The following is a 26,453-nucleotide window of genomic DNA, read 5'->3' on the forward strand; positions in this document are numbered from 1 at the left end:
AGTTTTCGTAGAAAGCTTACCATAAGCTTTAATCAAAACAGGAGTGAACGAACAAGACGTTCACTCCCGTAATCAGTTTTACTTACTGGATGATGTTTTTTTCTTTATCCTTAACAACAGCTTTCATTGCTTCAGTAACTTCAATGCCCTGATCTTTAGCTGCTTTTAAATTTAGAATAAGGTCCAGCTTATCAGGAACCGTTACTTTCATATCAGCCGTTTTTTTGCCGTTTTTTAGAATATCAACAGCCAACTGTCCGACTTGATATCCATGATCGTAATATTTGAAGCCAAATGTAGCAAAAGCACCTTTTTCAACCGTATCACGATCGCTGGAGAAGAAAGGAATATGCTTATCTTTTGCAATTTGCAGTAAAGTATCCACTCCGCTTACTACTGTGTTGTCTAATGTGATGTAGAGAGCGTCAACCCGACCGACTAATGATTGCGCCGCCTGCTTAACCTCTGAGGTATTAGTTACTGGAGCTTTAATCAGCTTGATACCGTGCTTGGAAAGTGCTTCCTCGGCTTTATTCCCCATAACAACCGCATTGGATTCACCTTCATTAATGACTAGACCCACCGCTTTTACCTTGGGAAAATTGCTTGCTATGAAATCCATCAGCCGTGTAATGGCTTCCGGATTTGTATCGGATGCCCCGGAGACGTTGCCGCCCGGCTTGTCCACATTGCTAACAACTTTGGCAGCGATAGGATCGGTCACAGCTGCGAATAAGATAGGAGATTTTTTTACTTGCTGCACGACAGCCTGGGCCGAAGGTGTTGCAATAGCGAACACAAGATCATTATCAGCAGAAGCTAGCTTCTGAGCGATAGATAAATTATTAGTTTGATCACCCTGAGCGTTATTGTAATCGAGCTTCAAATTGCTGCCCTCTGTTATTCCAGCATCCTTTAATGCTGCCAGGAAGCCTTGTCTGGTGGCATCCAGTGACGGGTGCTCGACGATTTGTGAGATGGCAACTTTATACGTCTTTTGTTCAGGTTTGGCGGAACCATTGGCTGCTGGAGCTTCTGTATTACTTGCTCCCGGTTTTTGCCCACAGCCTACAGCGGTTAATAGGACTGCTGCCAATACTAGCGATACCCAAGTTTTCTTTTTCAAAAATAATTCCCCTCTCGATAAGTTAAGTAAGTTTGCTTGTGCATGTTTATCGTAGGGACATCGGAATATGATCCTGCTATTTAATCGGGAAAAGCGCTAAAGCGAAGATTGATCAAAAGGACCTACGCATGCGCAAGCATATTTAACCATAGTTTAATTCTACATCCTAGTTTCGTCAAATATTTTCACTTAAAACAGCCTATTTTGGAACAAATTGTATGGAATGGATCTTTTTATTTATGTAATATAATGGGAATTGTTTTTGGTTAATAAAGCTGATTCAGCAAGGTTCATAGAAATAAATTCAAGAGCAGTTATTTTAGAAATAACGGTCAAATACATTATTCAGTAGATGACTATGAGAAAGGCGGTTGGTACCATGTATTACAATCAAACCTTGCCCCCGGCTCCGATGATGAATAGTCACACCCTAATGAATAATCGTCCAACTATAGAAGTCACTGGTGAAGGGACGGTTTCTGCGGCTCCTGACAAGGCAGTTGTCGAACTGGGTGTAATAATGGAGAACCTGAGCCTATCTGCAGCCCAAAAGAAAAATGCCGAAGCTATGGCTAAGGTAATAGATGCACTGCTAAAACTCAGCATTCCACAAGAGAACATTCAAACCTTCGATTACCGAATAGATATGGAATATAACTATGAGGAAGGAAAACAAACCTTTCGGGGGTATAAGGTGACGCATCTGCTCCAGGTTACTATTAATAAAATTGACCAAACCGGCATTGTTATTGATACAGCCGTTAACAACGGTGCGAATTCAGTATCAAACATACAGTTTACTGTGGCGCACCCGGAAGCTTACTACAACCAGGCTCTAGCTTTAGCTGTTAAAAATGGTGAACGCAAGGCACTAACTATCGCTAGCACTTTAGGTGTGACTCTGAATAAATTTCCAGGTAAAGTTGAAGAAATGTCTCCATCGGCGGTTCCCTCTCCCTATCAGGCCAAACTGTTTGCTCAAGCTGCTGCAACCCCGATTCAACCGGGCGAGTTGAAAATTGCCGCTTCCGTAAGGTCACAATATTTTTATTATTAGTTACGAAGTACAACGATGTTGTATATGAAGAACCGGTGAATGAATTCTCTGGTTCTTTTTTTGTTGTCGTAAAAAATAAAAATGTGTAGATTAAAGAAAAATATAGAAGAATAGGGACTTTATGCTTATATATTTATTGGTTAGTATTTACTATAATCATGACTTAATAACTAATTTTCCATTTTTTGGACCTGGCTAGTCATTTATTACTAAATAGAAAGAGAATAGGAGAGATTTCATGCTGTTCAAAGGTATACGTCGTAAAATCAGTGCGGTTCTTGCTTCAGTTCTGTTGTTTAGCTCACTTGCTCCAACATTGGTATGGGGGGCTGCAGTAACTCCATTGAAGGACATTTCGGATTCTTACGCACAGAAGGAAATTCTAGCATTAGTGGATGATGGAGTTATTTCAGGTTATGAGGATGGCTCTTTCCAACCCCGCAAATCAATGAGTCGTGCTGAATTAGCTAAAATTATTGTGCTGTCCTTAGGGTTAAAGGAAAACGTAGACAAAGCATCCGTATTTAATGATGTTAGTACAACCAGTTGGTACCGAGGATTTGTAGGTGCTTTGGTAGAGTCAAGTGTTACACAAGGAACTTCTGCCGGAACTTTTTCGCCGGACGCCAAGGTTACACGGGAAGAACTGGTTGTATTTTTTATTCGTGCATTTGGTTTGGAAACAACAGCCGCTAAGCTTCCGATTGATGCTAAGCTAGCAGATTTGAACGAAGTATCTGATTGGGCTAAGGCTCAAGTATCATTGGCTTATAAGATCGGATTTGTAAATGGTATTGAGGGTAAAGACAGCTCATTGAACTTCAATCCCAAAGAGAATGCGGAGAGACAAGCGCTTGCTCGTCTGGCGTATGAATTCAAAAATAACAAAGAGAAGTTATTAGAAAAAGCTACGGAGCTTACGAAGAGCAGCATAATAACAAGCGCTGTTAGTTCAGTTTCAGCAATCAATAGCACTTCAATAGAAGTTACTTTCAATCAAGCGGTTTCTAATGTAGACAAGGCTGACTTTACGTTCGATAACAGTTTGACTGTCTCAAGTGCAGAGTTGAAGAGCGGCAGCCAGACAGTGGTTGTGCTGACGACGAACTCGCAATCAGCTAATACTGTGTACAAGCTTAGCTATAAAGGAAAAGACACAGGTATTACATTTACGGGATTCGCTTCTATCGGTGGCGGAGGAGGTGGCGGTGGAAGCAGTAATAGAGGTGCCACACCAACTGCAGAAGTCCTAATGAATCAGGGTGGCACATATTCAAATCTGACTCTCAACACAGCTGGAGAATATGGCCCTTTAAGCGGTACAACGACTATTACGGGTACACTGACGCTTAATCCAGGTGAAGGTGGAGAAATAACGCTGCGAAACGTCCAAGCCAATAGTATCGAGATCTTATCTGGAAGCTCGAAATCAATTAAATTGAAAAAGTCAAAAGTTAATTTCTTGAAAGTAGATGCTAAGAATCAAACTCAGAAAGTCAGAGTCGAGTCATCAGAAGGTACTGAAGTTGTTACTACCAGTGTATATTCCCAAGCAATTATTGAAGCCATTGATGGTTCACTTGGCGACATTACATTAGGGAGTGGAACTTCAAACCAAACCGTAGTTTTAAGAGGCAGCATTAATGGGACAGTAACTGTTGCAGCGGCTAACACAGCAATTAAGCTGGAGGCACCTACAGGAAGCCCAACCGGAAAAACTGCTATTAAATTGCTTAATATCGAGGCAAGTGCAACAATATCTACGGATGCCAACGCTAGTCTAGAGCAGGTTAATGTATCCGCTGTAAATACGAAGCTGGAGTTGAATGGACCAGTTAATATAGATAAGGTTACGATTGCTGCCACTGCGACAGGGGCTGCCTTATCTATTGGATCTGGAACTAATGTGCGAAGTATACAAGCAAATAGTAAGGTCTCTTTATCAGGAGACGCAACCATTATCGGGACCATTGCCATAACAGTCGGAGTGGGAGGCTCAGTATCCGTTTCGGATGACTTGAAGAATGGATTGATTCAGTTTGCAAACAATGCTATTGATGCCATTGAAGCATTTACAGAATATAGTAATGCTGTTGAAAAGCAGATCTTAGCAGCCGATATTGCAACTAACAATGCTTTGAAGGTAGGTGCTGCAGAAGCTAGTCTTAGTAATTATCAGTTTCTGAAGGATGCTAAGGAAAAAATCAGCTTATTGAAAAAGTATGTTTTAGAGGATTTGGAAGCAGCTAAATCGAGTGTCTCTATCCAATTCAAGGCTGGCGATGATGCAGAGAACGTAACCAAAGACCTTCAACTGGAGAAGACAGGTCTGTATAACACGACCATTGCTTGGTATTCAACAAATGCAGCAATTGTCAGTAATGACGGCGTCGTAAAGCGCCCTAGTGCAGGGGAAGAAGATGTGGTAGTAGCTTTGACAGCTCTCATTGAGAAACAGGGGCTTAGTATCAAAAAAGAATTTAACCCTATAAAAGTAAAAGCGTTGACCAGTACTCCAGGTGTAAACACTGGTACAATAAAAGGGTACGTGTTGGGAGCAGATGGAGTACCGATAGAGCAATCGGCAACTGTTACTGTAGAAGGGACTGTTTTTACAGCAAAAGCTGGTATTGATGGGCAATTTATCATCACGAATGTCCCTGCAGGTACAAATTACACTTTGACTGCAAAACTAAGTGGCTTTACTGAAGGGACTGCTAATAAAATTAGTGTGCTCGCCGGTGAAACAACAGTGTTGGAGAAACCGCTTTTTCTGACAACAGGCTCGATCGGTACTTCCAGACTATCTTTTGGCAGCTATTCGTACACATTGGCTGAAGGAGATAGATATATAGATGATATGGATACAGATAAGAAATTGTTTGTTCCTATCCTATTCAAGGATGCATCCGGAAAACCATTTACTTCTGAGGAGATTGTAAATGCATTTTATAGTGGTTTATTTGAGATCAGCAGTACAGTCGGAATTAGCCTGATTCGTGGCTCTGAGATTGTAACTTCAGGTGACTTTTTGGGTCAAATTTGGATAGCAAGTGTAGACCGTAAAGGACTTCAACGTATTAAGATTAGTCTGAAGGAAGATCCCAGCATACAGGCAGAACTAAATGTATTCGTTGGTTCAACTCGCATAGCGCAAGAGGTACGTTACTCTAAAATACCTAATAAATATATGGTTGATAATGCCGATAATGAGTTTAAGATTAAAATATATGACCAGTATGGGGAAGAATTTAAGTTCAGTCAATTTTTGGGCCGATATTTCTTTGTTGAGATGGGGATTAAGGGTGCAACTTCTCTAAATAATAATAGTAATTACGGTTTCACGTTAAGCAGCAGTGATGTAGCAAATCCAAATGGGAATTCTTCCGCAAGAACATCCAAAAAGTTTAAATGGGTTCCTACAGTTGCAGGTGAAGAAGTATTTGCAACCAGATATGTGGAATCAATAGGTAATTATGAGGATAATAGATCCATGACATTGGAAGATGTATTCGATAAATCCTTTAAATTCACTACTAAAAATGCTTTAGCTGACTCTGCTTACATTTTTACAATAAAATTATATGAGAGTATACCTAGTAATTTCAGTTCTGCCAGCTCTGCTGGAAATGTCAGATCAGGTAGCAGTGGAGGAGGTGGCGGTGGCGGTGTAGCGACTAGAGTAGAACTTGATACCTTATACACTAATTTGGAAGTACTCGATCCGAATAAAGCGGAGAACCAACTATCTTACACTGCTTATGTTGATAATGGGGTTAACAACACTCTATTGGCTGTAGGTAACTATCTTAACGCAGTAACAGATGCTACTTATGTTAGAGTAAATTATCCTAAATTCACTAAAGAAATTAAACTAAGCGCTACAACGAGTGACGGTTCTTTTGTTTCAATACCTACAAACAATATAGTATCTGTCACCAGCTCTAATTCAACTGTTATTGATGCAACGTATACGAAGTTCATTGCAGGCTTAACTGTAGGAACAAGTAAAATGAATATAGTTTATAAAACGGTTGTTGGTGAGCAAAAATCACAGCAGTTAGATGTAACTTCCAAGAATGAACCTTTAAATATTACAAAGTTGAAACTTGAAAGACATGATGTAAGTGTGAATAAGTCTAGTCTTTTACAGAGAATAAGTAGTGGGCTATACGTATGGGATACTCTGTTAGGGACCAAGCTAACAGCTGTCGACCAATTCGGTGATGAATTTATATCTGACCGTACACCTGGCACTTATAGGGACGACAATGGAAACATATTGACAGATCAGCTAATTCAAAAATATGCATCGTTCTTAAAGCTCACTTACACGATTTCTGATGCTCGAACTCTTGGTGGTAGTATAGATGGAAAAGTTATTATCAATTCACAGGGACAAATTATATACATGGATCCTTATATGTATAGATTTACAGTTAATATAAAATCACCAAGTGGTATTATTGAATCTATTGTAGTAGTTCTTTATAATAATTAATATTGGGATACTGTGAGGAATCGGAGGCTTGATAGAGCTTTCGGTTCCTTTCTTTTGAGTTAATTCCATCGATGTCACACAGCTTATCTAATGGGTATCATTTTATGAAAATATGACATGTTTCTGAACGCCCTTTCTTTGGGATTCGTGCATGATATACTTATATAAAAAAAGACTTGGGTGGATAACCATGTACCAGTATATAGATCAAACTTATGAAGGAAAAGATTTCAGCCACGTTGATCAAAGAGATGGGGAGCTCATTAGATGTACGTTTACACGCTGCAGCTTTAGCCATACCAATTTGCAAGAGGTGAGCACGAGCAGCTGCCGTTTTATCGAATGTAATTTTAAAGGCGCTTCACTTAATGCCTCCACACATGCGGAAACCGCATTTTTGAACTGCAGCTTCTATGGTGCGAATCTGTTTGTGGCTGCTTTTACGGAATGTAAGATGACAGGCTCTGATTTCAACACGGCGCAGCTGGACGGGATTACGATTCGTGGGGGGGATTGGTCGTATACGAATCTCAGGAATGTAAACTTGGCGAAGCAAAATTTGCGCGGGGTTCGTTTTTTTGAGGCTGATCTGAATGGCTGCAGTATGGAGAAAGCTGATTTAAGAGACGCGGATTTATCCAGAACACAGCTTGGAAAGGTGAAGCTTCAAGGTGCTGATCTGAGAGGGGCTATAATGGAAGGTGTCGACATGAAGGCGATGGATGTCAAAGGAGTTCGTATGGATGCCTTGCAGGCAGTTGCATTTTTGCGCTCCTTTGGTGCGAAGATTGATTAATGGATTTGCATCCGTAAGCAGACTTATTATAGAGCCTGCTTACGGTCTTGGGACACCTTGCCGGCCCACCGCAGTAGCACAGGGGACAGTATAACCAAGAAGCATAGTGAGCCGACGACTCGGGCCGAGCCGAGCAGGGTCATACAGGCTTCGTAGGTTACATGGGAATACAGCTGCATACCGACGATGGGCGCAAAGATGGCAGATACCTGGGTTAGCGTAGTGTAAACGGCTATAGCTCTCTGACGTCTGGAGTCCGTTACAATTTCCAGCAGACGGTTAAATATAGATTGTTGAAAGCCTGCTGTAGCAATGCCGCCGATAAAATCGTAGACATATACCCAGTTCATATTAGGAACATGCAGCCAGAAGTAGGGTGTGATGGCAAGCAGTAACGCTGATCCGAACAAAGTCCACCCTGTTCCCCTACGATCTGCTATACGCGCGCACAATTGGAAGCCCAATAAAGCTCCGACAGCACCGATGATAGTATCTATACTCATCATAGTATTGGTAGCGAGCAAAGTGTCTACCTTGACTTTGGTAAATATCGGCCAAACCGCTTGCCAGGAAAAGATGAATATGATGGCACTTAAGCAAAATAAATAATAGGCTCTTCCATGGTTTAAGTTGTACCGCTCCATCCATTTGACAGAAGTATCCTGGCGATTGGCCTGTAATTGCAAATCTGATTCTGGATCCGTCCCCTTAATTTCCTCGCTTGGAATACGCAGCTTCATAAAATACCAAGTTTCCACTATAGCCGCGGCAAAGCCGATGCTAAATGCAATCTGATAGCCGTAAGGAAAAGGGAGCAGGTCAATTCCCCAGCCCGCGACAAATGCAATGATCATTCCGCAAAATCCGGTCCAAATATTACGCTGCGCTAATACGCGATTGCGGTAAGAGGCTGGAAGTATCTCTCCCATCATCGATTGCCAAGCTACAGCGATAACTGAATTGAAGGCATTATATAAGCCGACCAGTAAAATTAAGGCTATGATTGGCGAAACATTGAGATAAGGAACGAAGATCAAGAGAAAATAAAAAAAACGGCATAATAAAATTAAACCGCCAACGATACGTTTCTGCTTACGGAAGCGGGATATAATCATAGATGCCGGCAAGGTCAGCAATAAGGTCAGCAATGCTGGAATCGAGGACAAAAGTGCGTAATCGCTATTAGTAGCTCCAAGACGTGACGCTAGCACACCGATAAAAGGCGTGACAAAATTAAAGCCAATGGACCAGAAGATACCATTCCACAAGTTATTTCTTATGTTGTCCCTAAGAACCTTATACTCCGACTTCATCCATGTCACCTGAATTCCTCTTGATGGTATTTTACGTTGCCCTCCCCTATTGTATATGAAGCCATAGACTCCTTCCATCATAAAATTTCCAGGCTTGCCTAACTTAAACGCATATTCAGGATCCAGAGAATTGAAGTAGTCGTCGCGGCAGCTTTGGCTTTCTGTTATAATAGGTATTACGAATCATGATTACGTTTTCATACGTATATTTAATACTGCTAGAGTAGGAGCTGTCTTACATTGCCTAAATACTTGTATCGATTGCTTGTGTTCACCTTATTGCTGGTATTCATACCTGTTGCTTCTATTGGGTCTGTTTCATACTATATCGCATCACAGGATATTGAGTTGAAAGTTAATAAAGGAAATGAACAAATTCTTTTGCAAAATCAAATGCGAATCGAGCAAGTATTAAAAAGTGTGGAATTGGCGGCTGTGCAATATTTGAATTCCACTATGGTATTGGATTCACTTTATAGTAATTTGACGAGTGAAGATTTTGGCCCCATAACTGACCTCGCCAGAGGCTTGTACCATGTGCAGTCCCTATCGGGAGTATCAGGAACTTATCTGATCAATTTGGAGCAGGATTGGATGATCAGCAACAGCGGCTTTACTCCGGCCTCAAGCTTTGCTAATCAAGAGGCACTTGTTGAATACGGGAAGTATTCCAAAAATTTATTCTGGATTGCCTCAGACCCCGCCAAAGAGAAGCCTCCGGCTAACGGAGATAAACTAGCCATGGATACAATCCGGCTGGTCGTTAAGCTTCCCATAGTAACTGCCAGCTCCAAACCTAGAGCGTTATTGATAATCAACATGTCATACAGTGTCTTGGAAAGCTATTTGACCCAAAACGCTCAATTGGGAAGAATTTATGTATTGAATGCTGAGCGAGAGCCGTTTCTGGCTAGCTACAGCTCGCCACCCCTGGATCAAGACATAATAAATAACTTGAAGCTTGCGTCCACGACAACAGGTTTGTTTAAAGGCGATGATTTAGCCGTCAATTTCAAGGTTGCCCAATACAATAATTGGTCTTACGTTTCGGTTGCTTCCATAGATGAGATAACTAAGGAATCTAAGAAAATTGCTCTCATAACTTTGAACGCTTGCTTGGTAATTATTATTTTATTCGCTGCCGCTGCTTTCTACGGAAGCCGGAAAATGTATACACCCATCCGCAAATTGTTCGTTACTATGGAAAAGATGGAAGGCGAATCTACAGACCTGAGGCAGAAGGATGAATTTGCTTATTTGGAGGATCGCTTCAATAATTTATTCAGCACACGTAAGGAGCTTCAACAGCTTCATAATGTTCAGCTGCCCCAGATGAAAGAATTTTTCCTGCTCAAGCTATTTATGGGGCAAATTACAGAAAGTGAATTTACATTCAAATGCGAAACCTATGGCTTCACGAACCAAAAGAAAGCTTTAGGAGTGCTAACTCTGCAGATCGATACGCTGCAGGATACGCGGTATTTGGAGCGGGACAAGGAGCTGCTGCTATTTGCTATCAATAACATAGTGGGTGAGTTGATCCCCGCAGAGCGGATGCTGGGTACGCTGCTGCTGGACCAATCGCAAGTATCGCTGTTGGCGAGTGACACGGTTGATCCGGAAGAGCTAAAGGCAATCTTCTATGAGACGTCCGAGCTGATCAAGACAAAGGTACATGAGCTGCTGCAGTTGGATATTAGCATTGGCATCAGTCGTCCTTTCTACAAATACACCGATGCTATGGACGCTTATACGGAAGCATTGGAAGCCTTGAAGCGAAGAATCAGTCTGGGCAATGATATCATTCTTCAATATGATGATATTGATTCGGTGAACGGGAATAAGGGAAGCGCCATCGCTTCTCTGAACCATATAGAGGAGTACTTTATTAATGCGCTTAAAGTAGGGGACGATGTTTCAGCTTTCGAGCATTATGATAAGTATGTGGCCTCGATCATGGAACGGGGCGTCAAGTTCAACGATTATCAAATATTAATGCTCCAATTGATTACCCGAATCTATCAGCTGGTTCAGCAGCAAGGGGGATCGTTGGACAGCTTAATTGGTACCAATTCAATCGTTAGCCAATTTATGAAGCTGAATACAGCACAAGGCATATCGGCTTGGTTCAAAAAGGAGCTGCTGCCTCCAACCCTTGCGTTCGTGAAGCAGCGCGTTGAGTCACAGTACTTGAATACAGCTCATCAAATGGTTCAATTGATCCATGAGCAGTATGATCAAGACATATCATTGGAATCATGTGCAGATCAGCTCAAATTTCATCCTGTTTATTTAAGCAGAGTATTTAAGAAAGAAATCGGCGTTACTTTTATTGATTACTTGACGGATTATCGTGTTAATATGGCCAAGAAGCTGCTGGAAACGACTAATCTTAAAATTTCCGAAATTGCCGAACGCCTCAACTATAATAGCTCGACTGGCTTTATCCGAACCTTCCGCAAGATTACGGGAGTGACCCCAGGTCAATATAGGGAAAGCCAAACGAAACTATAACATAGCCTCAATCTGCCGGTATTCCTTTGTAAAGGAATAGCCGGTTTTTTTGTATCCACCGAAAGCTAAATCAATTCTGATAATTTACAAAAAATTAAAATATTTTTCCACACTTTGGTAATTTTCTGCTATAATAAGACGAATTTCGCACCAGAGAGGGGTTTGGAGCTATGCCGTTGATTGAAGTGAACCAAGTAAGGAAGGTATTCGAAACGACTGTCAGAAGAAAAGGCCGTTTCGGAATGCTAAGCAGTTTGATAAGTCCCGAAAAGCGGGAGGTTGTAGCTGTAGAAGGGATTAGCTTTTCTATTGAAAAAGGGGAAAGCGTCGCTTATCTGGGACCCAATGGTGCGGGGAAATCGACTACGATCAAGATGCTCACAGGCATTTTGGAGCCGAGTGGAGGAAGTATTCTTGTAGCCGGCATACCGCCGCATAAAAATCGTAAGCTGAGCAGCTATCAAGTCGGAGTTGTGTTCGGTCAACGCAGCCAGCTGTTATTTGATTTGCCGGTCAAAGACTCCTATGACCTGTTGCGGTATATGTACAGTATTTCGTGGGAGAACTACAATAGAAATTTACAGGAGTTTACTGAGATTTTGGAGGTAGAGCATCTTCTTGAACGTCCAGTGAGAACGTTGTCATTGGGACAACGAATGCGATGTGAGATTTTAGCTGCATTGCTGCATGATCCTGATATCTTATTTCTCGACGAACCCACCATTGGGCTGGATGTAGTTGCCAAGGAACGAATCAGAGCCTTTATTGAAAAGATCAACCGGGAAAAAGGAGTCACCCTTCTTTTAACAACACATGATATGAACGATATTGAAAGACTTTGTCACAGGACCATGATAATTGATAAAGGACAGCTTATCTATGATGGCAGCCTACAGTATATTAAGGATAACTTTGCGACGGAGCGGCAAATTAGAGCGGTTTTCCATGAGCCGTATACGGCAGAGGCAGCCGCCAAAGTATTTGCAAATAAACTGGGAGTTAGTGTTCAGGTTGAAGAACTGGTTCTCCGAATTACATACGATCAGAATTTGACCGATACATCCGAGTTATTGAAGCTGCTGCTGGACAAATATAATCCGCGTGACTTGACGATGCAAGATGAGAGTGTGGATGCACTGATCAGCAGGATCTACCGGGAAGGATTAGAAGGCAGTCCGAAGAAGCAGCGCCAACTGACCCTTGAGGGGGCTGTTAACTGATGCTGCAAGCTGTACAGCGCCTAACAGGTATGTCACGGATTGCGGTTCGCCAAAGGATGCAATTCAGGTTCGACTTTATTATGACCTTGGTTTCAACGCTCATGTTCAGTGTTCTATACTTCATGCTTTGGAAAGCCATCTATCAGTATTCAACGGATGCCGTGATGCCGTGGCAGCAGCTTATCACTTATGTGATGGTAGGGCAAACCATTAACTTTGCCAGATGGTCACCGGCAGAACGTGCGCCTACCTATGAGGTTGCGAGGAGGGTTAGATCAGGAGATATAGCACTTGATTTGATCCGACCTGTAGATTTTCAATTGCAGCGATTTGTGGAAGCTGCGGGTTTCTTCGTCGTAGAAATGCTGTGGGTAAATGTACCGGCCATGCTGCTGCTTATTTTTATCCTGGGCATATCGCCACCAGCGGATCTGTATGCGGCGCTTGGCTTCATGGTCAGTTTAGTCATTGGCTTTCTGGTAGCTTTTAGCTTGAACTCCATTGTGATGATGATATCGTTCTTAACGACGAATACGTTCGGAGTTCAGATAGCTAAGAGAGCTATGGTTGATATTTTTGCCGGCACCCTGATTCCATTTGAATTTTTCCCGGCTGCTATGAGAACTGTGCTGGAATATTTACCGTTTCAAGCTATGGCTTATATTCCTCTTTCCATATATACAGGGCGCTTATCCGGTTGGCATATGGTTGAATCCTTATTTGAGCAGCTTGCGTGGGCTATTGTGATGATTATCATCAGCAGGCTTCTCTGGATGAAAGCAGCCAAACGCTTGACAATTAATGGGGGGTGATACTTGTGTTAGCGCCAAGACGGAATATGTTTCAGCAGATGATGTACTTGATTGGTTTGTATGGACAATATTTAAAAGTATACGTAAAAACGTTAATCGAATATCGTGCCGACACGATGATTGCCATAGCAGCTGGGATTGTCGCGCAAGGAAGTACATTATTGTTTTTAACCGTTATTTTTCAACGTATCCCCAAGCTGGCGGATTGGAGCTTCTATGAGATGGTGTTTATATTCGGTCTCGCGGCGACAGCCAAGGCGCTGAATCAAGCTTTGTTCAATGCGCCGTTTTCACTGACAGGTTTAATTCGCAGAGGGCAGATGGATGTGATGATGGTCCGTCCTGTAGGGGCACTATTTCAAGCGATAGGCAATTCACAGGAATTGAATGGAGTAGGGCAATTGGTAACGGGAATCGCTATTATGATCTATTCGGCAGGACACCTGGAGATGGACTGGACGGTATGGTCGCTGCTGTATGCCGTTATAGCCCTGTTCAGCAGCGCAGTCATTCAATTCGCCATATTGCTGACGATTAGTGTATTGACCTTCTGGGTTCTTGAAATTCGGTCGCTCATTTATCCTATCAACTGGTTGTATGATTTTACGCGGTATCCGCTAGAAATCTTTCATCCGGTGCTGCGGGTATTATTGACCTATGTGATTCCTTACGCACTCGGCAGCTTTTTCCCGGCAGCTTTCCTGCTCCGTTCCCATCAGTATGAGTGGGCAGCTTGGGGAGTGCCTGCTACGGCAGTAGTAGTAATGACGCTTGCTTATTGGCTGTGGTCTGCGGGACTTAGGCGCTATTCGAGCGTTGCTGGTTAAAATTGTTGAGATTTTTAAGTATTAAAACATCAGGTGGGTTCCTCTTTATATTCAGTTAGCGGGGAAGTAGCTATGTACTCTTAATGTCCTGAACGGAACTGAAATTCCGTTATGCAGGCCAATGATGAATACTATGCAGAAAACAGAGAGATAACGGAATTAGTTCTCCGGTATCTCTCTGTTTTTTGTGCTTTCCAAGTTATAGTGGAACGAACACGTCCGCTAATGCTTCGACTCATTGGTATCCGGAATATGACCAGACGAATAGCAGCTTTTCATACCGGCTCCTATTGCGCCTTTTTTTCCATAACGGTATCATTATTGGGAACAAAGAATGGGGAGCGGAATAGGTGAATGATGCAGCAGATATGGAAATGGGTGAAAATGTTGTCAGCAGATAGCAAGCTGCATTTGAATATAGTGAAGTATTTACTGCAATGGGCACTAATAGGGAGTGTGGTCGGATTATTAGCCGGATCCGCATCGGCGTTATTCCTATATTGCCTGGATGCGGCAACGGAAGCAAGAATGAATGATCCTTGGCTGCTGTATTTGCTCCCGCTAGGTGGTGCCTTAGTGAGCTGGGTATATTGGAAATACGGCAAAAGCAGCTCAAAAGGAAATAACCTCATTCTGGAGCAAATCCATCACGGAAGTGAGACCATTCCGTTTCGTATGGCTCCGCTTGTGTTGGGTGGCACGGTGCTGACGCATTTATTCGGCGGCTCGGCAGGTCGTGAGGGGACCGCGGTACAGATGGGGGCAAGCCTGTCTGAATGGCTCGGAAAGCTCATCCGCATCGGTCCCATTGATCGTAAAATCCTGCTAATGTGCGGCATTAGCGCCGGGTTTGGCTCCGTGTTCGGCACGCCGCTCGCCGGTACAGTCTTCGGCCTGGAAGTGTTAGCCATCGGCCTTATCCGCTACGAGGCTCTGCTGCCTTGCTTCATCGCAAGCCTTGTTGCGAACAGTGTTACGACCGCATGGGGAATCAAGCATATGCATTATGTGATGGGGCCAGTTCCTGAGCTAACTGCAGGGGTGCTGCTGAAGGTAACGGCAGCATCGATTGTATTCGGCTTGGTCAGTTTATGCTTCAGCGAGTTGACTCATAAACTAAAGCAATGGTTTACGGGTGTTATTCACAATCCGGTTGCCAAAAGCTTTATCGGAGGTTGTATCATTATCATCCTGACCTATTCGATTGGCACGAGAGACTATCTTGGCTTGGGGCTGCCGCTGCTTAAGGAATCTTTTGAAGGAACAGTAACAACTTTCGCTTTTCTAGGGAAGCTGATTTTTACAGCAATTACATTAGGTACAGGGTTTCAGGGGGGCGAAGTCACACCGCTGTTTGTTATTGGGGCAACATTGGGCAATGCCTTGGCGCCAATGCTGGGGCTATATATGCCGTTTCTCGCTGCTCTTGGGTTAATTGGGGTCTTTTGTGGGGCGACGAATACACCACTTGCCTGTTTTGTGCTTGGTATTGAGCTGTTCGGCTCAGAGGGTGCCATCTATATGTTCCTCGCCTGTATCGTCAGCTACTTATTCTCGGGACATACCGGAATTTATACTTCCCAAAGACTGGGAGTATCCAAGAGCCGCGGCTTCGACTTTCCAGAAAACATGACCCTTGGTTCATTGAAAAAGAAGAAATAAAGCAGTGAACTAATGAAAATAAGCACAGTCAGCTTCCGCAAGGCGGTCTGATTGTGCTTATTTTCATATGCTGGAAGTCAGCGTGTGATCCTTAAGAACTACCTTTCAGGCGGCAGAAAATTCTCAGTATGTATTGAGCTTTTCCTCATCCTTACTTTACCCTACCGTGATCAGCTTCTTTTCTTCGCTATCCTCTTTTTTAGCCTCAGCTTCAGACTTTTTGTCCGAGCTGTCTCCGGGCGCTGTTTTAAGTTCCTTCGAATGCTCAATCGGGGCTTTCACAGAGGATTCAAGCTTCTGCTCAGCTTCCTGGAGCATGGACGGATCTTTTTCAGCAGTTAGGCGAGGGGTATCTGCATGCTCCAGTATTTCACTCTCTATTTTACCCTCTTGTGAAGATATGCCTTCCAGGATCGATTTGTTATCCTCATTAATATGTTCCGTATTTATAGGATCCGAACTCATTTCGTCCAAGTCACCAATTTGGAATTTATTAATCTCCTCGAACAGCTTCTGCGATAACATAAGGATATCGTCGGCTTGGGCGGCGATTTGGTGAATGGCGCTATCCTGCTGGGAGGCTGCTGCGCTAACCTCTTCCACTCCAGCAGCCGTCTCCTGAGCGATAGCAGCCACATATTGCACAGATTCAACAAGCTGGCCGTTCTTCGACTTTGCTTGCGTGATCTGCTGTTGAATATGGTCGATTTGAACGGATAGCTCGTCCATCGAACCACGGATTTGTCCGAAAGCTTCCATACTTTCACCCATCTTGCTGTTTTGTTGATCAAATGACTTTCTTGCATCGCCAAAATAAGATTCCAAATCCTTGGTTTGCGCTAAAAGTGAGCTGATAATGGAAGAAATCATCTTGGATGATTCATTGGTTTGTGCAGACAAATGTCTTACTTCTTCAGCAATGACGGAGAAGCCTCGGCCATGAACGCCAGCACGCGCTGCTTCTATAGCTGCATTAATAGCGAGCACGTTAGTCTGATGCGATATATCGCTTATTGTATTTACGATTTTATTAATTTGAGTAGTACTGGACGAAAGGCCTTCCATAGCGCGATATACTTTCTCAAGGATGGCCTCTGACGTTCCGGAGGCTAGCTTCAATGCTTCCATAGAAGTCGAACCGGCATGAGTGTTGAAGGCTGCTTCACGACTGCGGTTCTGTACGATTTGAATAAATTCGGAAATGATTATGATTTCTTGCTCCAACTCCGCGATGATATAAGAGCTTTGTTCCGATTGTGAAGCCTGCTGGTCAGCACCATTCGAGATTTCTTTAATGGCACGGAGGATGTCTGCATTAGCCGCGGCAGTTGAACCTGAGAAGCTGCGGAATGTGTTGGAATGCTCAGACAAGTAGGAGGCAATGCCTTGCGTGTTAGCGAGCATGCTGCGGACTTGATCAATCATCTGATCGAAGCTGCTGCTGAGCGCTCCTAATTCATCTTTGGAGCTGCTGTTGATTTTAAACCTCAAATCACCAGCTGCAATTGACTGTACCGCCTGCTGCAATCTTTTAATAGGAGAGATGAAGGAACGGATCAACAGTAAAGCAATCGCAATTGAGAAAAAGATAACAAATACAGAAGCAATCAGCATGACCGTTACCGTGCTATTCAATAAGTCTTGTGTGCTGGCCACTGCGAGCTCTGCGTCATGGGAGTAGGCCACGTAAAATTGATCTACATTAATGAAGATGTCTCCCATTAGCTTTTGCGATTCGTTATATAAATACTCCATATTGGTGTCCAAATCTTTGGGAGGCAGGTTGTTTTCTTGAATCAATTTAGCTGCAACATCGAAAGTATTCGTGTAGTCACCGGTTAGTGAGATTAGCTTGCTGCGCCACTTGGCTTGCTCGGGTGTCGTTGCTGTTTCACCAATTCGTTTGATCATCCCGTCGTAAATTTTTCTTTTTTCATTATATTTAGGTATGTATTCAATTTTTTTGGAAATCTCCAAGCCAGAGGCGATGATATTAAGCTCCTGTACCATTTCCTTGAGTTCCAAAGCCATTAGCTTGAGCTCTACCTTATCGTTTTGCTGATTCAGATGCTCTTTAATATCGTGCACTTGCTGTAAGTTGTACAAGGCTACAGCCAGAAAGAGGATCAGCATACCGGAAAAACCAAGCAAAAGCTTCATCCTCAATGTCATGCTGGGTCTTTTGGACATCTTCCTTAATAGTGTGTTCATTGTTTGTTTCAATTAAAACCCCTCCATCCTTCTCATAAATTTAGATGAGACAAGAATCTACTTTTTTCTCTTTATTTCTCTCATTATATGGAAGGTTTATTAAACCTGAGTCTGTTTTTTGTAAAAGAAGAGTTAAAATCCGACAGATTAAAAGTTTTACATTCCGTTAACGTTTTGTGGGTTCATACTTTACAATCGCTTGATAAGATAACCAAGTAAACAAAAAACAGAAGGTTAAAGGGAGGACATACAGAGATGTTGAAGCAGTTTTCGAAAAAAGGGTTCGGTTTTGTACTTATGGCGATTTTAATGATGGGGGTCCTTGCAGCTTGCGGAACCACAGCAGCACCTGATACGAAAACACCAGCAGCACCAGCACCGGCAGCAACACCTGATAAGAAGCCTGAGCCAGCTAAAGAAATTAGCGGTACAGTAACAGCTTCTGGTTCCAGCGCGCTACTTCCATTAGTTAAACAAGCAGCTACTGAGTTTATGGAGAAAAATCCTAAAGTAACTGTGAATGTAACTGCAGGCGGTTCAGGCACAGGCTTGAAAAACGTAGCTGACGGTACTTCCGATATTGGTAACTCCGACATTGAAGCGGGTCCTGAATATAAAGACAAAGGCTTGGTTGACCACGTTGCGGCTATCGCTCCTTTCGCATTGATTGTTAATAAAGATGTAAATATCGATAACCTTACTAAAGCTCAGGCTGCTGATATTTTCATGGGCAAAATCACTAACTGGAAAGAAGTTGGCGGCAATGACGAGAAAATTGTTGTTGTTCACCGTCCTGATAGCTCAGGCTCTAAAGCATTAGTTAAACAAATCGTTCTTGATGGTAAAGAATTTACTAAAGACGGCGTTACTCAAGAGTCCAGCGGTGCAGTTGCAACTACAGTTGGTTCAACTAAAGGTTCTGTTGGTTATGTAGATACACCTTACCTGAACGACACTATTAAAGCTTTGAAATTCGAAGGCGTTGCTTTCAGCAAAGATACAATTAAAGACGGTAAATATCCATTGTACGGTGTTGAGCATATGTATACAAAAGGCGAGGCAAAAGATGCGGTTAAAGCATTCCTTGATTATGTAACAAGTGCTGATTTCCAAGGTAAAAGAGTAGAAGAGCTTAAATTCTTACCTGCAAATCTATTGAAAAAGTAATAGAAGCATTGCACTGCAAAGGCATGGTTTATATAACCGTGTCTTTTTTTGTATGTACATAGCGAAAAAATGGAAAATGTCATCTTTTGAGTAAATTTTACATTCCCTTAACAATTCATTTGTATGGTGTTTACAATCGTCCACTATGATGAATAAAGCAAGTAAGTGAACTTCGATTTATAACGCAGCTGAGCGCGGTCGTAATTTATCGTGATTCAGTTGATTACAATAAGGGGGCAATGGTTGTGAATTCTTTTGCTGATAAACTCACTGAAAGAGAAAAGGTTAATAAAAAGGTAAGCCTATGGACTAAAAGGCAAAACCGTACGGATCAAGTGATGAAGTGGATTTTTGTCAGCAGCGCGATTATGGTATCGGCAATTATTTTCTCCATCATTTCTTTCGTAGGGATTCAAGGCGTTAAAACATTCAGTGATGTATCACCATGGACATTTTTCTTTTCTACAGAATGGACACCTACCAAGGGTGAATTTGGTATCTTCGCGTTTCTATACAGCACGCTGCTGCTCACGCTCTTATCTATTGTACTTTCCGTGCCATTGGCATTATCAGGTGCTGTTTTCATGGCAAAAATCGCTCCTAATTGGGTGCGCGAAATCATGAGGCCTGCAACTGATTTGTTCGTAGGAATTCCATCTGTTGTATATGGCTTAATTGGTTTGACTGTCATTGTACCTGCTTTGGCTAAGATGACAGGAACTATCGGTTATGGAATTTTGCCGGCTGCTATCATTTTGGCCATTATGATATTGCCAACCATATTATCCATTTCAGAGGATGCGATTCGTGCTTTGCCTGGCCGCTTGGAGGAAGCTTCATTAGCGCTTGGAGCGACACGCTGGCAAACGATCTGGAGGGTGCTTGTTCCAGCCGCACGGCCGGGAATTATAACAGGCATCATTCTGGGGATGGGCAGAGCAATCGGTGAAACAATGGCGGTGTTTATGGTTATTGGTAACTCTCCGCAAATGCCAGGATCGTTATTGGAATCGACCACTGTGCTTACGACAGCGATTGTTAAGGATATGGGGAATACAAACTATGGAACAGCCTGGAATAACTCCTTGTACTTAATGGCGTTAGTGCTTCTGTTGATTTCATTGACTATGATTCTAGCGATTCGAATTGTTTCCAAGAGGAGTGAAGTGAAGTGACAAGTAAAAGTACGGATCGCATTGCTACCCTATATTTTTGGGCGGTCGGCATCGTTATTATATTGCTGTTAGCGTGGTTCTTGATTCGGATATTGGGTGATGGGCTTCCACAGCTATCCTGGAATTTCATTACAGGTAAGCCGCAGGAAATAGTGGCAGGCGGCGGCGTTGGACCGATGCTATTTAACTCCTTCTATATTTTATTCCTATCCTTGCTATTTTCCGTTCCAATCGGAATTGGATCAGGCGTATACTTAACTATTTATGCTAAACAAAATCGTTTTACTGATTTCATCCGTATCTCTGTAGAAGCCTTATCCTCAGTTCCGTCCATCGTATTTGGTTTGTTCGGTTTTCTATTGTTTGTAAACCTGATGGGGCTGAAATTTTCTATCATTGGCGGAGCTGCAACCTTATCCTTGCTGAATTTGCCTGTCCTGGTGAGGGTTACAGAGGAATCTTTGCGCTCAGTGCCGGATTCGTACTGGGAAGCCTCGCTGGCGCTTGGCTCAACCCGCTGGCAGGCGATACGTAAGGTGCTCTTGCCAGCAGCATTGCCTACCTTAATTACCGGTATAACACTGGTTGCAGGACGGGCTCTAGGGGAATCCGCTATTTTGATATATACAGCCGGTTTGTCCGTTTCCAGGTATTTTCCGGATTGGAATCCTCTGGCGATGGGAGAAACTTTGGCTACTCATCTGTGGTACGTACAGTCTGAAGCTATTGTTCCTGATGCCAAAAAAATTGCTCAAGGAAGCGCCGCGCTTCTCCTGATCGTCGTTCTAATCTTTAACTTGTTAATTGGTATTCCTAGCCGAATGCTGCAAAAAAGACTGACCGGGGGGAAATAATCATGATAGAAAAACATAAGATTAAAGTAGAGAAGCTTAATTTGTACTACGGTGACAATCAAGCGTTAATTAATATTGGCTTGGAGATCAGGAATCATTCTATCGTGGCGTTAATTGGCCCTTCGGGCTGCGGAAAATCGACCTTTCTGAGAACGTTAAACCGTATGAATGATCTTATTGATATTGTTAAGATTGACGGTAAAATTTATGTGGATGGTCAAAATATTTATGATCAAGAGACGGATGTCGTTTCGCTCCGCAAAAAAGTCGGCATGGTGTTTCAGCGTCCTAATCCGTTTCCAATGAGTATTTATGACAATATTGCTTATGGTCCTCGAATTCATGGGATCAAGAAAAAAGCGATGCTGGATGAAATTGTGGAAAAGAGCTTGAAGCAAGCTGCTTTATGGGATGAGGTTAAGGATCGTTTGAATAAATCTGCCTTGGGACTGTCCGGCGGTCAGCAGCAGCGTTTATGCATCGCTCGCCTGTTGGCGGTAGAGCCTGATGTTCTCTTGATGGATGAGCCTACCTCTGCGTTGGATCCTATCTCCACATTGAAGGTCGAGGAGCTTACACAAACGTTAAAAGAAAAATACACGATTATTATTGTAACGCACAATATGCAGCAGGCAGCCAGAATTTCGGACTATACTTCCTTTTTCCTGAATGGAGAATTAATTGAATCCGACCAAACGGATAAAATTTTCACAGCCCCAACAGATCAAAGAACGGAAGATTATATTACGGGACGTTTCGGATAATAAACAGGTCAATAGAAAGGGTGTATATATGGATACCAGAATTATTTTTCATCAATCCGTTGATGAACTGAAGAAAGCGCTGCTGCGCATGGGAGGGCTTGTAGAAGAGTCCATATCCAAGGCTGTCGAATCATTGTCTTCATTGGATGAAGGGCTTGCCAGAGAGATCGTGGCCAAGGATGATGTTATCGATGAGTTGATGTTAGGCGTTGAGGAGAGCTGCCTGCGTTTGATTGCATTGCAGCAGCCAATGGCTAGTGATCTAAGATTAATCGGTATGGCATTAAAGATTGCCACGGATTTGGAGCGTATTGGAGATCATGCGGTTGATATTGCAAAAATTACGATTCGCCTGTCAGGCGAAGAATTGATCAAGCCGCTTGAGGATATACCGAGAATGGCTCTGCTTGTCAAAAACATGCTTCATGAAAGCTTGCTGGCATTTACTGAAGGCGATATACATCGTGCAGCAGCTTTGGCTGAGAAGGATGACGAGGTAGATAAGCTTTACAGTATTCTTATGACGGAAATCATCGGCTTAATGAGCCAAGATCTTATTCGGAACAGACAGCTGTCTCATCTCATGTTTGTAGCGCATTATCTGGAGCGGGTGGCGGATCATGCAACTAATATTGGTGAGGGCGTCATCTATATGGTAACGGGCAAGCGCAAGGATTTGAATATTTAAAAGAAAAGAGCCGGGAAACCGGCTCTTTTTGCCGCTAAGACAAGAATGTATCTTCATCGAGAGGCTTCGAATAGAAGCTTTTCTTATCGAATAATATCAGCAAGCCGCTTGCTGGAATGTTTACGGTATGCTACCGTCCACAATATAGCTGCGCCGATGAACCCATAAAATACAAAATTCGAAACAATTAAGAATTGTGCGGTCGTTAGCTCGTAAACCAATATTACTCTCACGGCTGCTTCTGCGAGCAAAATAAATCCCCAAACGAGTGTCATCAGCCTCAAAACATAGCGAAAGTAAGCAAAATTCCATCTTGCTGCAAAAGCTTGTTGGGCTTGGGGATCTTTTTTCACATTAAACCTCATGGCCAGATGAAAAATAAGGGGTCTAGGGAATAACAAGGAGATTATAAACAGAAGACCTACCGCTGCGGTGATGAATGATTCTCGAATCAGCAGCAGCTTTTCATCGCCGCCCATGGCTATCAAGCCGATTCCAAGCAGGAAGGTGAAGAGCATAATGGCGGCGAATACATCCATTTTCTTATGGCGTATCAGATGCATCAGATTATCACACATAGGTATGACAGTAGCTATCGATAGGGCGGCAAAGCCGGACATATGAGGCTCAAGAATTAAGTAGACAATGAAAGGAGCGGCGCCGTTAATAAGGATCGTGAACAGTAATCCGCGAATCAATGGGGACATAGGTTTCCTCCAGCTGAGTTGTTATAAACTCGGTTATTGTTGTTTTAAGGTAGTCATGATCATATGGTATAAATATGCAGAATCTATAGCTGTAGACGTGGGGGCTATTAAATTTTGGACGCGTAAGCCGTAGGTAAATATAAGGAATAGATCTGCCATTTTAGCCGGATCGACGGAATGGGGAATAGCCTTCTCCTGCTGACCCGATTTAATCCATTGGATTGTAGTCTCTCTGGAGTACTGCTGCAGCTGCGCTAATATTTTAGCGATTGCAGGGTTTTCCTTTTGACTGAGCAGGTAGATAAAAATGCTGTTGTATGCGCTGCTTTCTTTGCTGGATTCATGTAGTCCCTGGGCTACAGCAAGAAAGGGGGCATTGGAATCGTTGCTTTTCATGGCTCGCGCTATGGCTTCTTGGAAGCTATCGTTCATGGCTTTGACTTTGGATTGAAGAATGAGTCCGAACAGCTCATCCTTGCTGGAAACGTAATGATAAATGGCTCCTTTGGAGAGTCCCGTTTTATTAATAATATCTTGCAAAGTAGTAGCGCGGCAGCCTTTTTCACGAATCAGCTCTTCTGCGGCTGCAAGCAGCAGCAGTAAACTCGGATTGGTATTGTTTGAATCGATAATCCTCATCATCCCTTCTTTACTCCATACCGACCGGCGGTCTGTATTACTTTCCTTTAGTATACAAACCGACTGGCGGTCTGTCAAGAGGCGGTAGCGGTAAACTTTATATAAAATATGGCTCAACCTTAAAATCAGTACTTGACCCTCTGCTCGCTATAAGTGCTCACAATCATCCAGCCACAAGTCCTCACAATCATCCACCCACAAGCCCTCACAAAATCCTGCAAAAACGCAGTTATTTTCCTACCGAAATTGCTGTAGAGAGAACAAACCTGCAAAAGTACATCCATTTTCATGGAAAACGCTCCGATTAAGCTAAGAATGAAAAAATAAATGCACATTTGCATGAATTCAATAAGACTTCGGATTTACCGGCACAAAGACTGTATAGATGCAGGTTTTTGGGAGAAGGCAATAGTTTCGAATCGAATAAATTGGAATAAAGTCGTGTGCGCTGTCACTATCGTTTTTAAGTTTTGTCTAGGGCTAGGCTGGACATGGTGACGAAATCGAATGACTTCGTCGAGCGCTGACTTCGGTTTTGAGCCTAAATTATTAGAATTAATATTTACAAAACCTCAACTTTAGTATATAAGTAAGTAGTTATATAATAATGTATATGAAATGCAAGGCGTTTGAAATGCTCTTGTAAGCAGGTATAGAAAGGAGAGAACCTCATGAGTGTAGTTGAAATTGAACAGATGGCTAACGTGCTGAAGCTGCTGGGGGATAAGACAAGACTTACTATTATCTCTTTGTTAATTGAGAAGGAGCTATGTGTATGTGAAATTGTCGATGTATTGCAAACCAGCCAACCTAATATTAGCCAGCATATGCGAAAGCTGAAGGATGGCGGACTTGTTAGGGAAAGCAAGAGGGGGCAGTGGGTGTATTACTCACTATCCGTTCAAGATAAACCTTATATGGCTGAGCTGCTGGCTCATCTTCCTTCACAGCAGGACACGCTAGGGAAACTGACTTGCAAAGATAATGAATGCTGTAATTAAACGGAGGACTGATGTTGAATGTTTCGCTAATGCGAAACACAGTGTGGATGTTAACGAATCCAGTTTTTGCTTACTTCAAGATTTTCGGGAGGTCTTATGCTTTACGCAGCTTGCATTATTTTTCTCATCACGTTGGTATTTGTAATTTGGCAGCCTAAGGGTTTGAATATTGGGTGGTCTGCCATGGGCGGCGCCGTATTGGCATTAATATTTGGGGTTGTAAGTTTCAGTGATGTTTGGCTTGTTACCTCCATCGTGTGGAATGCTACTCTAACTTTTGTAGGTATCATTCTCATTTCGCTTATTTTAGATGAAATTGGTGTGTTTGAATGGGCAGCGTTACATATGGCGCGAATAGCTAAGGGGAATGGCTTGTTAATGTTTATTTATGTCATTCTGCTCGGTGCCGTTGTAGCGGCCTTGTTCGCTAATGATGGAGCAGCTCTGATTTTAACCCCAATTGTTTTGGCGATGGTTCAGGCACTTAAATTTGAGCAGCGTATGGTTCTGCCTTTTATAATGGCTAGCGGTTTTATAGCGGATACAACCTCGCTTCCGTTCGTTATCAGTAATTTAGTGAATATCGTTTCGGCAGACTATTTTGGAATTGGATTTGTGGAATACGCGAGCCGAATGATTGTGCCCAGTTTATTTTCGCTAGCTGCCAGTATCCTGGTGTTGTATCTTTTGTTTCGTAAAAAAATTCTCAAAAACTATGATATGGAGCAGTTGAAGAAGCCGGCTGAAGCAATTAAAGACCTCAAGCTGTTTAAAATGTCCTGGTTCATTTTAGCCATTCTATTAATCGCATATGTCTTAAGCGAGTTTATTTCAATACCGGTATCCCTCATTGCAGGTGCAGCGGCTTTTAGTTTCATTATAATGGCGAGAAAAAGTGAGGTTATCGAAACGAAACAGGTCATCAAGAATACACCTTGGGCAATCGTTGTGTTTTCTATAGGCATGTATGTGGTTGTATATGGTTTGCAGAACGTGGGTCTTACAGATAAGCTGGGCGAGGTCATACAAATTATGGCGGGCTTCGGTCTGTATGCTTCAACGCTAGGCATGGGATTCATCGCAGCGATCCTATCTTCAGTTATGAACAATTTGCCCACCGTGATGATTGATGCTTTAGCAATTAAGGGCACACAAACGAATGGCGCCATTCGTGAAGCACTGATTTACGCGAATGTCATTGGCTCGGATTTGGGCCCCAAAATGACTCCAATAGGCTCGTTGGCCACTTTACTGTGGCTTCATGTCTTATCCCGCAAAGGGGTGAACATTACATGGGGCTATTATTTTAAAATAGGGATCGTCTTGACGGTGCCGACGCTTTTTATTACGTTAACCGGGTTGTACTTGTGGCTGCGGTTAATCTCATAAATTCATTATGAAATGAAAAGAGGGAATTAC

At 42.8% G+C, this 26,453-nt stretch carries 20 protein-coding genes; 15 read left to right on the forward strand and 5 right to left on the reverse strand.

Annotation, left to right across the window (positions count from 1 at the left end; translation table 11 throughout):
• Positions 1–82: 82 nt before the first annotated feature.
• A complete protein-coding gene (locus NV381_RS06840) occupies positions 83–1,126 on the reverse strand; it encodes an ABC transporter substrate-binding protein (protein WP_258212527.1) in 1,044 nt (347 codons plus the stop codon).
• 379 nt (positions 1,127–1,505) lie between these two features.
• Between NV381_RS06840 and NV381_RS06845 the strand changes: the two genes are divergently transcribed.
• From NV381_RS06845 to NV381_RS06855, 3 genes are all read left to right on the forward strand, one after another.
• Complete coding sequence (locus tag NV381_RS06845) at positions 1,506–2,183, forward strand: SIMPL domain-containing protein (RefSeq protein ID WP_258212528.1); 678 nt, start codon at positions 1,506–1,508, stop codon at positions 2,181–2,183.
• A 238-nt stretch (positions 2,184–2,421) separates the two neighbouring features.
• Complete coding sequence (locus tag NV381_RS06850; RefSeq protein ID WP_258212529.1) at positions 2,422–6,684, forward strand: S-layer homology domain-containing protein; 4,263 nt, start codon at positions 2,422–2,424, stop codon at positions 6,682–6,684.
• A 190-nt stretch (positions 6,685–6,874) separates the two neighbouring features.
• Complete coding sequence (locus NV381_RS06855) at positions 6,875–7,480, forward strand: pentapeptide repeat-containing protein (RefSeq protein WP_258212530.1); 606 nt, start codon at positions 6,875–6,877, stop codon at positions 7,478–7,480.
• 26 nt (positions 7,481–7,506) lie between these two features.
• Here NV381_RS06855 and NV381_RS06860 read toward each other — a convergent pair whose 3' ends face one another.
• Positions 7,507–8,793: an MFS transporter gene (locus tag NV381_RS06860; RefSeq protein ID WP_258212777.1), complete on the reverse strand. Its 1,287-nt coding sequence runs from the start codon at positions 8,791–8,793 to the stop codon at positions 7,507–7,509.
• 240 nt (positions 8,794–9,033) lie between these two features.
• Here NV381_RS06860 and NV381_RS06865 point away from each other — a divergent pair, with 240 nt between their 5' ends.
• The 5 genes from NV381_RS06865 (at position 9,034) to NV381_RS06885 (ending at position 15,828) form a co-directional block, all read left to right on the forward strand.
• Entirely contained in the window at positions 9,034–11,307 is a 2,274-nt protein-coding gene (locus tag NV381_RS06865; RefSeq protein ID WP_258212531.1) for an AraC family transcriptional regulator, read from the forward strand.
• Between the two features lie 170 nt (positions 11,308–11,477).
• Positions 11,478–12,527, forward strand: a complete 1,050-nt coding sequence (locus tag NV381_RS06870; RefSeq protein ID WP_258212532.1) for an ABC transporter ATP-binding protein — start codon at positions 11,478–11,480, stop codon at positions 12,525–12,527.
• The gene (locus NV381_RS06875; RefSeq protein ID WP_258212533.1) at positions 12,527–13,339 is read left to right on the forward strand and encodes an ABC transporter permease; all 813 of its coding nucleotides are present in this window, start codon (positions 12,527–12,529) and stop codon (positions 13,337–13,339) included. The genes NV381_RS06870 and NV381_RS06875 overlap by 1 nt, the downstream gene beginning before the upstream one ends.
• 5 nt (positions 13,340–13,344) lie before the next feature.
• Complete coding sequence (locus tag NV381_RS06880) at positions 13,345–14,166, forward strand: ABC transporter permease (protein WP_258212534.1); 822 nt, start codon at positions 13,345–13,347, stop codon at positions 14,164–14,166.
• Positions 14,167–14,523: 357 nt separating this feature from the next.
• Positions 14,524–15,828, forward strand: coding sequence for a voltage-gated chloride channel family protein (locus NV381_RS06885; protein WP_258212778.1), 1,305 nt, complete (start codon positions 14,524–14,526; stop codon positions 15,826–15,828).
• 156 nt (positions 15,829–15,984) lie between these two features.
• Here NV381_RS06885 and NV381_RS06890 read toward each other — a convergent pair whose 3' ends face one another.
• Positions 15,985–18,051, reverse strand: coding sequence for a methyl-accepting chemotaxis protein (locus tag NV381_RS06890; RefSeq protein WP_258212535.1), 2,067 nt, complete (start codon positions 18,049–18,051; stop codon positions 15,985–15,987).
• A gap of 243 nt (positions 18,052–18,294) precedes the next feature.
• Here NV381_RS06890 and NV381_RS06895 point away from each other — a divergent pair, with 243 nt between their 5' ends.
• From NV381_RS06895 to phoU, 5 genes are all read left to right on the forward strand, one after another.
• Positions 18,295–19,206, forward strand: coding sequence for a phosphate ABC transporter substrate-binding protein (locus NV381_RS06895; protein ID WP_258212536.1), 912 nt, complete (start codon positions 18,295–18,297; stop codon positions 19,204–19,206).
• 245 nt (positions 19,207–19,451) lie between these two features.
• On the forward strand, positions 19,452–20,381 hold the full coding sequence (gene pstC, locus NV381_RS06900) for a phosphate ABC transporter permease subunit PstC (RefSeq protein WP_308861685.1): 930 nt from the start codon (positions 19,452–19,454) through the stop codon (positions 20,379–20,381).
• Positions 20,378–21,235 (forward strand): phosphate ABC transporter permease PstA, encoded by an 858-nt coding sequence (gene pstA / locus NV381_RS06905; protein ID WP_258212538.1) that lies wholly within the window; start codon positions 20,378–20,380, stop codon positions 21,233–21,235. Before pstC ends, pstA begins: the two co-directional genes overlap by 4 nt.
• A gap of 2 nt (positions 21,236–21,237) precedes the next feature.
• Positions 21,238–21,999 carry a phosphate ABC transporter ATP-binding protein PstB gene (gene pstB / locus NV381_RS06910; RefSeq protein WP_258212539.1) on the forward strand — a complete coding sequence of 254 codons (762 nt, stop codon included), beginning with the start codon at positions 21,238–21,240 and terminating at the stop codon, positions 21,997–21,999.
• Positions 22,000–22,027: 28 nt separating this feature from the next.
• Positions 22,028–22,687 (forward strand): phosphate signaling complex protein PhoU, encoded by a 660-nt coding sequence (phoU, locus tag NV381_RS06915; protein WP_258212540.1) that lies wholly within the window; start codon positions 22,028–22,030, stop codon positions 22,685–22,687.
• 83 nt (positions 22,688–22,770) lie between these two features.
• Here the strand turns inward: phoU and NV381_RS06920 are convergent, their stop codons facing one another.
• On the reverse strand, positions 22,771–23,394 hold the full coding sequence (locus tag NV381_RS06920; RefSeq protein WP_258212541.1) for a VC0807 family protein: 624 nt from the start codon (positions 23,392–23,394) through the stop codon (positions 22,771–22,773).
• Positions 23,395–23,427: 33 nt separating this feature from the next.
• Entirely contained in the window at positions 23,428–24,036 is a 609-nt protein-coding gene (locus tag NV381_RS06925; protein WP_258212542.1) for a TetR/AcrR family transcriptional regulator, read from the reverse strand.
• A 668-nt stretch (positions 24,037–24,704) separates the two neighbouring features.
• Between NV381_RS06925 and NV381_RS06930 the strand changes: the two genes are divergently transcribed.
• Entirely contained in the window at positions 24,705–25,034 is a 330-nt protein-coding gene (locus NV381_RS06930; RefSeq protein ID WP_258212543.1) for an ArsR/SmtB family transcription factor, read from the forward strand.
• 96 nt (positions 25,035–25,130) lie between these two features.
• Positions 25,131–26,423, forward strand: coding sequence for an arsenic transporter (locus tag NV381_RS06935; RefSeq protein ID WP_258212544.1), 1,293 nt, complete (start codon positions 25,131–25,133; stop codon positions 26,421–26,423).
• Positions 26,424–26,453: the final 30 nt, after the last annotated feature.

This window comes from Paenibacillus radicis (ex Xue et al. 2023) (genome assembly GCF_024722015.1).
In the GTDB taxonomy this organism is placed as follows: Bacteria; Bacillota; Bacilli; order Paenibacillales; family NBRC-103111; genus Paenibacillus_S.